Annotated in this window: 8 protein-coding genes and 1 tRNA gene; 8 read left to right on the forward strand and 1 reads right to left on the reverse strand. The window is 38.9% G+C overall.

Annotated features, from left to right (window positions below; genetic code table 11):
* The first annotated feature begins 24 nt into the window (after positions 1–24).
* Positions 25–1,923, forward strand: coding sequence for an amidophosphoribosyltransferase (locus FK178_RS11945; protein ID WP_146835406.1), 1,899 nt, complete (start codon positions 25–27; stop codon positions 1,921–1,923).
* Between the two features lie 259 nt (positions 1,924–2,182).
* On the opposite strand, the gene FK178_RS11950 is transcribed toward FK178_RS11945, so the two are convergent.
* Entirely contained in the window at positions 2,183–2,791 is a 609-nt protein-coding gene (locus FK178_RS11950) for a superoxide dismutase (RefSeq protein ID WP_146835409.1), read from the reverse strand.
* 171 nt (positions 2,792–2,962) lie between these two features.
* On the opposite strand from FK178_RS11950, the gene FK178_RS11955 reads away from it, so the two are divergent.
* The 7 genes from FK178_RS11955 (at position 2,963) to FK178_RS11985 (ending at position 13,403) form a co-directional block, all read left to right on the forward strand.
* Positions 2,963–6,094, forward strand: coding sequence for a UvrD-helicase domain-containing protein (locus FK178_RS11955; RefSeq protein WP_146835413.1), 3,132 nt, complete (start codon positions 2,963–2,965; stop codon positions 6,092–6,094).
* 31 nt (positions 6,095–6,125) lie between these two features.
* Positions 6,126–7,319, forward strand: a complete 1,194-nt coding sequence (gene kbl, locus FK178_RS11960; RefSeq protein WP_146835416.1) for a glycine C-acetyltransferase — start codon at positions 6,126–6,128, stop codon at positions 7,317–7,319.
* Between the two features lie 245 nt (positions 7,320–7,564).
* Positions 7,565–8,977, forward strand: coding sequence for an OmpA family protein (locus FK178_RS11965; protein ID WP_146835419.1), 1,413 nt, complete (start codon positions 7,565–7,567; stop codon positions 8,975–8,977).
* Positions 8,978–9,039: 62 nt separating this feature from the next.
* Entirely contained in the window at positions 9,040–11,796 is a 2,757-nt protein-coding gene (locus FK178_RS11970) for a PD-(D/E)XK nuclease family protein (RefSeq protein ID WP_146835422.1), read from the forward strand.
* Positions 11,759–12,685, forward strand: coding sequence for an alpha/beta hydrolase family protein (locus tag FK178_RS11975; protein WP_394345087.1), 927 nt, complete (start codon positions 11,759–11,761; stop codon positions 12,683–12,685). The genes FK178_RS11970 and FK178_RS11975 overlap by 38 nt, the downstream gene beginning before the upstream one ends.
* A gap of 62 nt (positions 12,686–12,747) precedes the next feature.
* Positions 12,748–12,821: transfer RNA gene (locus FK178_RS11980), tRNA-Ala, on the forward strand.
* 78 nt (positions 12,822–12,899) lie between these two features.
* Positions 12,900–13,403: a GNAT family N-acetyltransferase gene (locus FK178_RS11985; protein ID WP_240793829.1), complete on the forward strand. Its 504-nt coding sequence runs from the start codon at positions 12,900–12,902 to the stop codon at positions 13,401–13,403.
* Positions 13,404–13,502: the final 99 nt, after the last annotated feature.

Genomic DNA, 13,502 nt, shown 5'->3' on the forward strand with positions numbered 1-13,502 from the left:
TTTGAAGCCGAAAAGGATAAAAATATGAGTGATGCTTTAAAACATGAATGCGGAATTGCCATGGTTCGACTTTTAAAACCATTGGAATTTTATAAAGAAAAGTATGGTACAGCCTTTTATGGGGTAAATAAAATGTACCTCCTTATGGAAAAGCAACATAACCGTGGGCAGGATGGTGCCGGTTTTGCGAGTATTAAATTGAATACCCAGCCCGGTGACCGCTACATAAGCAGATTAAGGTCCAATGGGGCACAGCCCATTCAGGATATCTTCAACCAGATCAATGAGCGCATAAATCATGAGATTGCGGAACATCCTGAATATTCAGATAATGTTGCACTGCAGAAAAAACATATTCCATATATAGGAGAGGTCTTTCTGGGACATGTACGTTACGGCACATTTGGAAAGAACAGTATTGAAAGTGTACATCCCTTCTTACGCCAGAACAACTGGATGCATAGAAACCTTATTGTAGCGGGAAATTTCAATATGACCAATTCGGTTCAATTGTTCAATAACCTGGTAGAATTGGGCCAACACCCAAAGGAAAATACCGATACGGTAACTGTAATGGAAAAAATTGGCCATTTCCTTGATGACGCGGTTAACAAACTCTATAAAAAATTAAAGAAGGAAGGCTATACCAAAGTTGAGGCCTCCCCAATAATTGGAGAAAGACTTAACGTTGCCAAAATCCTTAGAAAATCGGCTAAAAACTGGGATGGTGGTTATGCAATGGCCGGCCTGCTTGGCCATGGGGATTCCTTTGTATTACGGGATCCAGCCGGTATACGCCCTGCTTATTATTACCAAGATGATGAAGTGGTAGTTGTAGCTTCAGAAAGACCGGTAATTCAAACCGTTTTCAACCTAAAATTTGATGACGTCAAGGAACTCGAGCCGGGGCACGCAATTATTACCAAAAAGAGCGGCGAGGTTTCCATTAAACAAATTCTGGAACCCCTGGAAAGAAAAGCCTGTTCCTTTGAAAGGATATATTTTTCAAGGGGTAGTGATGCCGAGATTTATAGCGAAAGAAAAATGCTTGGAAGGCTTTTAATGCCCGAAGTATTAAAGGCTATTGATCACGATACTATACATACTGTTTTCTCTTATATTCCCAATACTGCTGAGACTTCATTTTACGGAATGGTGGAAGCGGCACAGGATGAACTAAACTTACAAAAGAACCAGTCAATCCTTGCCGAAAAAGACAGCCTTACTGATGAACGCCTGAAAGAAATCCTTGGCCATCGCCTTAGAACTGAAAAGATCGCCATCAAAGATGTTAAGTTAAGAACCTTTATCACTGAAGACAGCAGCCGTGATGATCTTGTAGCACACGTGTATGATGTTACCTACGGGGTTGTTAAACCTGAAGATACCCTGGTGATTATTGATGACAGTATTGTAAGGGGTACTACTTTAAGAAAGAGTATTATAAAAATGCTTGACAGGTTGAACCCTAAAAAACTGGTAGTGGTATCTTCTGCACCGCAAATTAGATATCCAGATTGTTACGGGATAGATATGGCGCGTCTCGAAGACTTAATAGCTTTTAGGGCCACGCTGGAATTACTAAAGGACAACAACCAGTACCATATTGTAGATACGGTATATAAAAAATGTAAAGAACAGGTGGACCTGCAGGACGGCGAGGTGCAAAACTTTGTAAAAGAGATCTATGAACCCTTTACAGATCAACAGATCTCCGATAAGATCTCAGAACTTTTAAGCGATCCCGAGGTAAAGACCGAGGTTAAGATCCTCTATCAAACTGTTGATAATTTACATAAAGCCTGTCCAAAAAATCTTGGAGACTGGTATTTTACAGGAGATTACCCCACTTTTGGAGGTAACAGGGTGGTTAACAGAGCCTTTATCAATTTTTATGAAGGCAATAAAGACAGGGCATATTAGTCCGCTTCTTACAGAAAATTAAGCAAAAAAGCACAAAAAGTGTATTTCAACTAATTTCCGTGTACTTGATCTAAAATCAGGTTGAGCATTGGGCTTTAGTTGTATATTAGCAAAGCCATAGCATAAGTAGGTTAAGTTCATGGTAGATTTGGGGCAAAAAAAGGTGGACTCTCGTCTGCCTTTTTTTATGTCTTGTAGGTAAATAAAAAAAGCCTGCACGGTTTCCCGCACAGGCTTCTCACTCTAATGAAATTCTTCTTTATTTTTCCTGTGCGTAACGCGCAGAAACCTCTTTCCAATTGATTACATTAAAAAATGCCTCAATATAATCCGGACGTTTATTTTGATATTTAAGGTAATATGCATGTTCCCATACATCTAAACCTAAAATTGGGGTTCCACCACATCCTACACCGGGCATAAGCGGGTTATCCTGGTTTGGAGTAGAACAAATCTCTACTTTACCCCCTTTATGTACACATAACCATGCCCAACCAGATCCAAACTGCGTTGCGGCGGCTTTGGATAATTCTTCTTTAAACCCATCAAAAGATTCATAAGCAGCATCTATTGCCTGAGCCAATTCCCCATCAGGTTTGCCACCACCATCTGGCGACATGATCTCCCAAAAAAGATTGTGGTTATAATAACCCCCACCGTTATTTCTAACAGCAGAATTTGATTTATCTAAATTTTGAAGAATGTTTTCAATAGTTTTTCCTTCATTATCTGTTCCTTCAATAGCAGCGTTCAATTTTTGGGTATAACCTGCGTGATGCTTGTCGTGGTGAATTTCCATTGTTTTTGCATCTATATGCGGCTCCAATGCATCAAAGGAATATTTTAAAGGTGGTAATTCAAATGCCATAATTCTATATTTTTAGTTATAATTTAATCATTGTTTCAAATTTAAGTATAAAGCAATTCATTTAAAATATTATAATGTTATAATAACCTTAAAGAATACCTTTTAGATCCCTGCTTTTTATTATTTATCTTGTGCCTGTAATTTTTTTATTCAATCAATTCCAATCTTTCTTTGACCTCAACAAATAGATTTACTGTTTATAACGCCTCTGCAGGATCTGGCAAAACCTATACTCTTGTAAAAGAATATTTACTGCTATTGCTTCAAAACAATAGTCCTGATGCTTATAAAAATATTCTGGCCATTACCTTCACCAACAAAGCCGTAGCCGAAATGAAATCCAGGGTGATCCTGAACTTGGAGGGTCTGGCTGCAAATGAATGTTCCCAAAAATTCCGGAGTTTAATGGGGGATCTTATGCAGGAAACAGGCTATACAGAGGAAAAAATAAGACAGAGATCCCGGGAGATTTTAAAAAGCATATTGCACAATTACGCCTCTTTTGATATTTCAACAATAGACCGGTTTACACACAAAGTTATAAGGACATTTGCCCGGGATCTTGGAATACCCGTAAATTTTGAAGTGGAGCTTAATACCCTTCAGGTCTTGCAGGAAGCAGTTGATAAACTTATAAACCGGGCAGGAGAAGATAAAGAGCTTACCCGCGTTTTGGTGGAATTCACCCTCGCCAAGGCCGATGATGATAAGAGTTGGGATATTGCTCGGGATATTTTTTCGTTTTCCAGGATCCTGCTTCAGGAAAATCATCAGAAATATGCAAATTCCCTCAAAGGAAAAACTTTAAAGGATTTCCGGGATTTTTCAGAAAAACTTAAAGAGGAAATAAAAGCTTCCGAAGAAAACATTGCGGAGCTTTCTTCCGGCTTTTTTAGTTTTTGCTCCATGCAAGGGTTGGATTGTAAGGATTTTAAAGGGGGGTATGTTTTTAAATATTTTGAGAAACTTCAAAACCATCAATTCGACATTACTTTTGGCGCTCAATGGCAATTGAATATCGGGGAAGAAAAATTATATGCCGCAAAAGTTGATAAGAATAAACAGGAGATCCTGGACCGGCACCAACCGGAGATCGCTGCGTTGTTTAACGGTACAAAAACGGCCATTCATCACAGGGAATATTTAAAGGCAATCCTTTCCAATATTACCCCACTTTCCCTGTTAAGCGAAGTTTCTGCCGAGATTGAAAATATCAAGAAGGAACGCTCCCTTGTGTTAATTTCAGATTTTAATCCCACTATATCTGCCCAGGTACAAAACCAACCTGCGCCTTTTATTTATGAAAGATTGGGTGAGCGTTATCGTAATTATTTTATAGATGAGTTTCAGGATACCTCACAAATGCAGTGGGAAAACATCATCCCCTTAATAGATCACGCCCTCACCGGCGAAGCCACTGTTCAAAACCCGGCAGGGCTTACTCTTGTAGGCGATGCAAAACAATCTATTTACCGGTTTCGGGGCGGGAAGGCTGAACAATTTATTGCGCTCTATAACATGGAACAGGCTTTTAGCATAACCCAGGATGTGAAAAACCTTCCTAATAATTACCGGAGTGCCACTAACATTGTAAATTTTAATAACTCCTTTTTTGAGTTTCTTTCCCATAAATTCACCAATCCTGTGTATAACGACCTGTTTGCAAACTGTAAACAGGTTCCAATAAAAGAAGTTCCCGGCTATGTAAACATTTCATTCCTGGAAACAGAAAACGCAGCGGAGGAACTCGAACAACATCCCATAAAGGTGCTGGAAATAATTAGGGACCTGGAGCAAAAGAATATTCCCAAAAGCGATATTTGTATTCTTACCAGAACCAGGAAACAAAGTATTGCAGTAGCCAACTATCTTAGCAGTGAAGGAATTTCTATTATCTCTTCAGAATCCCTGCTGGTTGCTAATTCCCCCGAAGTTTCCTTTATAAATGCAATCCTGGAATTTTCAGTCAACACTACAGATAAAAATATTAAGTGGGAGATCCTTGCTTTTTTAACCCGGAGGCTGGAGGTTAAAGATGCTCACTATATAATTTCCTCAAATCTTGAAAAAGAGGATGCCTCCATTTTTAACTGGCTGCGCGACTTTGGAATAGAATTCCGTCTGGACCTGTTAAAAGAATTATCCCTCTATGAAGCTGCGGAATACATCATAAGAAGCTTTGCACTGGTTGAAAGCTCCAATGCTTATATACAATTCTATCTGGATTTTATATTTGAAAAAACAAGTCGCATCTCAATGGGAATTCCGGCATTTCTGGAAATTTGGGAATTGAACAGGGAAAAACTAAGCATTATTGCGCCCAAAACAGATAATGCAGTTCAAATAATGACCATTCATAAATCTAAAGGTCTTGAATTCCCCATTGTGATCTATCCCTTTGCCAATACTGCTATTAAAGATATTACCAAGGAGCATATTTGGCTTTCATTACCCGAAGGTTTAAATGACATTCCATACAGCTATTTTAAGGCCAGTTCTAAAATGCAGAATTGGGGGGAGACAGAGGCAGCCGCTTATGAAGAACTTCTGGATCAAACAGAATTTGACGCCATTAATATCCTTTACGTAGCTTTTACCCGGGCATCCAATCAACTTTATATTTTATCCTGCCCCGACCTGAAGAAGGGGGAAGAAAATGAGGGTAAAGTCTCAGGCCTTTTAATTGGTTACTTAAAATCTATTAATAAATGGGATGGTTCCCTAAATTATGAATTTGGAGAAAACAGTGGATGGGAAACACACCCGGATCTACAGGATACATCGCATCATCCCTCTCATTACTACTCCACCGCTGCCTTGAATGACAGGGTGAATCTAATGACCAGATCTGGAGAATTGTGGGGCTCGCTTCAGGAAGAAGCTATCAATACCGGGATTATGGTCCATGATATTCTTTCTGAAGTTGATACGATGGAAGACCTTTCCCCGGCCTTTGAAAAATTAAGAAAGAGCGGTGATGTAAGCCAGGAAAGAGAAAGAGAACTTCGCAATATTATTTCTCAGGTCATCATGCATCCAAAGATTTCAAAATATTTTGACCGGGATTCAATGGTATACAGAGAAAGGGATATTATAAGCCCTTCCGGAGAGATCCTGAGACCGGACAGGTTAAATTTTGACGGAAAAAATGTTACAATAATAGATTATAAAACGGGAAAACTACAAAGAACTCATGGAGAACAAATGACTCAATATGAGGAAGTTTTATCTCAAATGGGGTTTAAAGTGATCAATAAGATCCTTATTTATATTAATAATGAAGTGAACATCTCTTTTGTTTAAAAGATGTTTAATTTTGTAAAAATTGAAAATTATGTACGGAGCAATACAAAAGCATTTACAAAAAGAAATAACCCAGATTAAAGAGGACGGTCTCTACAAGAAGGAGCGTATCATCACTTCGCCGCAGGGAGCTGTTATTAAAATATCTACCGGCCAGGAAGTGATCAACTTCTGTGCGAATAATTACCTGGGATTATCCTCCCATCCTGAAGTTATAAAAGCAGCAAAGGACACTCTTGATTCTCATGGTTTTGGAATGTCCAGCGTGCGTTTTATTTGTGGAACTCAGGATATTCATAAGGAACTTGAAGCCAAAATTGCCGATTTCTATGGAACTGAGGATACGATTTTATACGCAGCAGCCTTTGATGCCAACGGCGGAATATTTGAACCCCTTTTGTCACAGGAAGATGCTATAATTTCAGATTCCCTTAACCACGCCTCTATTATAGATGGGGTACGTCTTTGTAAGGCGGCACGATACCGTTATGAAAACGGCAATATGGAAGATCTGGAAAAACAGTTACAGGATGCCAATGAAAAAGGCGCCCGGTTTAAACTTATAGTAACAGATGGTGTTTTCTCCATGGACGGACTTTTAGCGCCCCTGGATAAAATTTGTGACCTGGCTGATAAGTATGATGCCCTTGTAATGATAGATGAATGCCATGCCGCAGGTTTTATAGGAGAAAAGGGAATTGGAACCCTTGAGGAAAAGAATGTAATGGGTAGGATTGACATTATAACCGGAACTCTTGGAAAAGCCCTGGGAGGTGCAATGGGTGGATATACCACCGGAAAAAAGGAAATTATAGATCTTCTTCGTCAACGCTCAAGACCTTACCTGTTTTCAAACTCCCTGGCACCTGCCATTGTAGGTGCATCTATAAAGGTTTTTGAAATGCTCAAAGGTGACACCAGCCTTAGGAATAAGCTGGAGGAAAATACAAAGTATTTCAAAAAAGGTATTAAAGCGGCAGGATTTGATATTATTGATGGGGAATCTGCAATTGTCCCGGTGATGCTTTATGATGCCCAGTTATCTCAAAATATGGCCGACAGATTATTGGAAGAAGGAATTTATGTGATTGGATTCTTTTTTCCGGTAGTACCTAAAGGAAAGGCCAGAATACGGGTACAGCTTTCTGCCGCACATGAAATAGAGCATTTGGATAAAGCCATTAAAGCATTCACCAAAGTGGGGAAAGAGCTTAAAGTTATCTAATATTTCAAAAACAAGGATTTGTTAATTTTTTGAAAACTTAATATATTTATAAGTATAAATTTATCAATATTTAAATGTTAAATACCCTTTTATTTAGGGGGAAAATTCATACACAAGGGCTCAAACCCTTATAAATAGTCGGCGTTTGCAGGTTTATTAAGAAAACTTTATTATTTTTAGCTTTGTTAATATTGAATTACCGCATACTTTTGCTTCAATTAACACTTAAAACTAAATTAACAAATATGAAACATCTTAGCAGATTTTTATTAGCTTCATTTTTTGTTCTGGGCTTTACGGCTGTACAGGCACAAGATGAAAACAACCCCTGGGCCATTGAAATTGGCGTGAACGCAGTTGACTTATACCCTACGGGAGAGGACGCTCCGGCAGGAGGTATGTTTGAGGACTATTTTAATGTATCTGATCACTGGAATATCCTTCCGGCTATGTCAAGAATTTCTGTAGCCAGATATATTGGTGGCGGTTTTGTATTGGAAGGTGCTGGTTCTGTAAACCAAATTTCAAAATTTGGTGATACTCAAGTGGATGATCTTTCTTATTATTCATTAGACGGTACTGCAAAATATAGCCTTAGAGCTTTATTGAACAATGGCTGGTTAGATCCGCACCTTGGAGTTGGTGGGGGTTATACCTGGTTAGACAATGAAGGTTCTGCAACTTTGAACGGAGCTTTTGGATTAAGCTTCTGGTTCTCAGACAATATTGCACTTAATGTGCAGTCAACCTACAAGCACGCTTTTGCTGATGATGCTTTTCCTCATTTTCAACACGCTGCCGGTATTAAATTCATGTTTGGTGGAAAAGATACTGATGGAGATGGTGTTTATGACAGAGATGATGAGTGTCCTGAGACTCCAGGTTTAAAAGAATTTAACGGATGTCCAGACTCAGATGGTGACGGTATTCCAGATCATTTAGATGCTTGTCCTGATACTGCAGGTTTAGCTGAATTTGACGGATGTCCTGATTCTGATGGTGATGGTATTCCAGATCCTCAGGATGAATGTCCTACTGTAGCCGGAACTGCCGCTATGAATGGATGTCCTGATACCGATGGTGATGGTGTGCCAGATCAAAAAGATGAGTGTCCTGAAGAAGCTGGTCCTGTTGAAAACAACGGATGTCCTTTTGAAGACCGTGATGGTGATGGTGTATTAGATAAAGACGATGAGTGTCCTGATACTGCCGGAACTGTTGCTAACAATGGTTGTCCAGAGCCAACTGCTGAAGCTATTTCTACTTTGAATGAATATTCTAAAACTGTATTGTTTGATACTAATAAGTCAACCATTAAGCCTGAGTCTGAAGAAGCTTTAAAAGCTATTCACGATATTATGCACGAATATTCTAATACAGTATTCCATATTGAAGGACATACTGATAGTGTAGGTAGCGATGCTTATAACCTGAACCTTTCTAAAGAACGTGCTGCATCTGTAAGACAGTGGTTAGTTTCTAACGGTATTCCTGCAAACAGATTAACTTCTGAAGGATATGGTGAATCAAGACCAATCTCTACAAACAACACTGCTGCTGGAAGACAAGATAACAGACGTGTTGAGATATCTTTGGATAAAGACAAAGAAATGAGAAGTACAGAAACTGATACTACCAAAACAGGTAACAAACAGTAATAGTTCTCTAAATTAAATCGAAAAACGCTCCGATATTTCGGGGCGTTTTTTATTTTTACCCTATGACATCTTTTCTCTCCTCGGTTATCAGGGATCTTAAAACACAAGTTCCAGACCTTTCAGCTCTTACTTTTATCCTGCCCAGCAAAAGAGCTGGATCATTTTTAAGGATGGAAATCTCGCGCCAAACTGAAAACCCGGTTTTTTCCCCCTCAATTCTTAGTATTGAGGAATTTTCAGAAAAGATCTCTCAGTTATCAACCCTGGATAACACTACCACCCTTTTTGAATTCTATTCCATCTACAAGGAAACTACACCGGAGGATCAAATTGAGGACTTTGAGAATTTTACCAATTGGGCACAAACCCTTATTCATGATTTCAATGAAATAGACCGTTACCTAATCCCCGCCGATAGAATCTTCAGCTATCTTTCAGAAATACAGGATATCAACCACTGGTCGCTTGGTCCCAATAAAACAGATCTTGTAAAAAATTATCTCGCCTTCTGGAAGAAATTACCGGAATTTTACGAGATCTTAAAGACAAAACTTCTCCAAAGAGAAATTGGGTACCAGGGTTTGGTTTATAAAACCGCTGCAGAAAAAATAGAGGAATACGCCAGGTTGCACGGGAAGACATATATTTTCCTGGGTTTTAATGCCCTTAATACGGCCGAACAGTATATGATCCAGAAAATGCTGGAACATGGCGCAAAGATCTACTGGGATATAGATGAGGTTCATTTTAAGGATACACATCATGATGTATCGCTGTTTATAAGAGAATATGCGAAAAACTGGCCTTATTATCAAACCAACACGCTAAATACTATTTCATCCAATTACAACACGGCTAAAAACATTGAAATAACCGGAATTGCTAAAAGTATTGGACAAGCAAAATATGTGGCAGAGATACTTTCAAAGATGACCCCGGCACAAATGGGATCTACCGCACTGGTACTGGGGGATGAATCCCTGTTAATGCCTGTTTTAACCTCATTACCGGAAAATGTTCCTGCCCTTAATATCACTATGGGTTATCCGCTTAAATTCAGCCAGTTTTCATCGCTGTTTGATATGTTGTTTCAAATTTTCAAAACAGGGGAAACAACATTTTACTATAAGGATGTAATAAGTATTTTAAGCAATTCTGTAATCCAGAAGGTAACTAATAACCGTTCCAACAGCATAATTCTCCAGATAAAGGAAAAGAATCTCCTGTATCTCACCCACAGGCAAATAGCAGAACTTTTCGGGGATGATTCCTCTTCCCTTATAGCGCTTTTATTCCCAAAGGAAGCGTTGGATCCCCCGGGGACTATTATAATCCTTAAGGATTTGGTAACCCACCTCAAATCTCACTTTACTCCGGAAAAGGATCCTTTAAACCTGGAATTTTTATACCATTATCACGAGCTTATAAATAAGCTGGAACAACTGGTACAGGAATATCCTCACATTAAATCAATAGCATCGCTTTACACTTTTTACAAAGAAATTAATAGCACCCAGGCAGTGGATTTCCAGGGAAAACCATTCCAGGGATTACAGCTTATGGGGATGCTTGAATCACGGGTGCTTGATTTTGAAACGGTTATTCTTACCTCTGTAGATGAAGGAACACTCCCGGCCGGAAAAAGCAACAATTCTTTTATTCCTTATGAACTAAAAAAATCTTTTGGGCTACCTACGTACAAAGAAAAAGATGCTGTGTACACATATCATTTTTATCACTTGTTACAAAGAGCTAAAAATATTTACCTTCTTCATAATACAGATAATGAAAGCCAGATGGGTGGGGAAAAAAGTAGATTCCTACTTCAGCTTGAAATAGAGAAGCAACCTCATCACAATCTAACCTTTAAAATGGTCACTCCCGGAGTTCCTCCTGTCACGGAAGAGCTGGAGGAAGTTGAGAAAACCCCCGAAATTCTCAATAAGATTAAACACCTGGCAGAACGAGGCTTTTCACCTTCGGCTCTTACCACCTATATCAGAAACCCACTTGATTTTTACAAACAGTATATTTTAGGCATAAGGGACAAGGATGAAGTAGAAGAAACCGTTGCGTATAACACTCTTGGAACAGTGGTGCATGACAGCCTGGAAACATTCTATTCGCCTCTGGAAAACCAGGTCCTGAAACAGGAACACATTGCAGATTTTAAGGCCAGAGTGACGGGGGAAGTCAAACTTCAGTTTGAAAAAACATATAGCAAAGCACCCTTGTCCCGGGGTAAGAATCTTTTAATATTTGAAGTAGCAAAACGCTATATCAACAATTTCCTGAAAATGGAAAGCAGGGAAATGGAAAATGGGAATTTAATTGAAATAAAGCAAATTGAAACCAACTTAAAGATCCCGCTGGCAATCTCCCAACTGGATTTTCCGGTAGCTATAAGGGGGAAAGTAGACAGGGTAGATGTGGTAAATGGAACCTTGAGGATAATTGATTATAAAACCGGAAAGGTTGAACAATCCCAACTGGAGATCATAGACTGGGAGGAGCTTACTACCGATTATAATAAATACGCAAAACCATTCCAGGTGTTAATGTATGCTCTCATGCTGCTGGAGGATTCGCCTTCAAAATATCCTGTGGAAGCGGGGGTCATCTCTTTTAAAAATTTAAAATCGGGCTTTTTAAAATTTGGAAAAAAAGAACAACCAAGAGATAAGAACAAACAATGTCTTGTAGATGAGGAGATCCTTGAAAACTTTAAAGTACAGTTAAAAAACCTCATCATTGAGATTTGTGACCCCAAAATTCCGTTTCTTGAAAAAGAAATTAAAACAAGCTATGGAAATTTTTAAAAGGAAAAATATAGAAGTTAAAGGAAAGCACGATAAGCCAATTTTGACAGATGTAATATTCAGGGAAAACAACAAACTAAAGCCCGTGGTAATATTTTGCCACGGCTACAAAGGGTTTAAGGATTGGGGCGCCTGGGAGAAAATGGCGGAGCAATTTGCAGGGGAAGATTTCTTTTTTGTAAAATTTAATTTCTCACACAATGGTACCACACCCCAGGATCCCACAAATTTTATGGACATCATGGCATTTGGAGAAAATAATTACTCCAAAGAACTGGATGATCTTCAACAGCTAATAGATTGGTTGCTTCATCCCGATTTTGAATATGGGCAGCACCTGGACCCCTCAAACATTAATCTAATAGGCCATTCCCGCGGGGGTGGGATCGCGGCAATAAAGGCTTCAGAAGAGCTTCGTATTACCAAGCTTATAACTTTTTCCTCGGTTAGTGATTTCGGTAATAGGTTTCCTGGCGAAAAGGAAATTGATAAATGGAAAGAAAAGGGAGTGAGTTATATAACTAATGCCCGCACCGGGCAGCAACTTCCGCATCATTTTCAATTTTACACCAATTTTAAGGAAAACGAGGAAAGGCTCACAATATCAAGAGCGGTTAAAGAATTGAAGATCCCACATTTGATTGTACATGGGAGCAATGACACCAGTGTTCCTATAAGTGATTCAGGCGAATTATTTGAATGGAGTCCTTTCCCAGATCTATTGTTGGTTGAAAGTGCAGATCATGTTTATGGCACTTGTCATCCCTGGGAAGAGGATAAATTACCCATAGAATTTCAATATGTTCTGGACCATACTTTGAAATTCTTAAAAGAAGATAAAGAGGCGCTTCTTAAAAAAACTGCTTCGACAGATTCCTCAAATTTTTAAAAATTAGAGGTAAATAAGATTTTACCTATTTAAATATTTGTTTTACCTTTGGAGCCGAAATTGGGGGATTAGCTCAGCTGGCTAGAGCGTTTGGCTGGCAGCCAAAAGGTCATCGGTTCGACTCCGATATTCTCCACAAAACCACCCTTTTTAAGGGTGGTTTTTTTGTATATACTGCTTAAATTGGTAGAAAGGCAACAAAAAAATATCCCATATGGAAATAAGGCTTGCTAAGAAGGAAGATCTCAACACTATTAAGTTATTAACGGAAGATTGCGCCCTTGCCATGCAGGAGAAAGGCATCTATCAATGGAATGAGCATTACCCATCCCGGGAAAAACTAGCCGCCGACATTGACAAAAAGGAACTTTATGTCCTGGAAGATACTTCAGAAATTTTAGGCATTATCGTACTTACAGCTGAAATGGACGAGGAATATATTCCTATAGAATGGCTTACTGAAAACGGCAATAACCTTTATATTCACAGGCTTGCAACATCTCCCTCCAAATGGGGAAGCGGGTTGGGCCGGAAATTGATGGATTTTGCTGAAGAATTTGCCCGTCAACACCATTTTGATTCAGTAAGACTGGATACTTTCAGCCAGAATAAAAGAAATCATACTTTCTATGAAAGCCGGGGTTATAAACGCCTGGGCGACATCTTTTTTCCCAAACAAAGCGACTATCCTTTCCATTGTTATGAACTGGTGTTGTAAGACAGAAATCACATTTCGACTGTGCTAACCCGTTACTATAATATAAAAAAGCCCCGTTCTCAAACGGGGCTTTTTTATATTATTTGAATTTCAGTTTTT

It is taken from the genome of Antarcticibacterium arcticum (assembly GCF_007993795.1).
Classification (GTDB): domain Bacteria; phylum Bacteroidota; class Bacteroidia; order Flavobacteriales; family Flavobacteriaceae; genus Gillisia; species Gillisia arctica.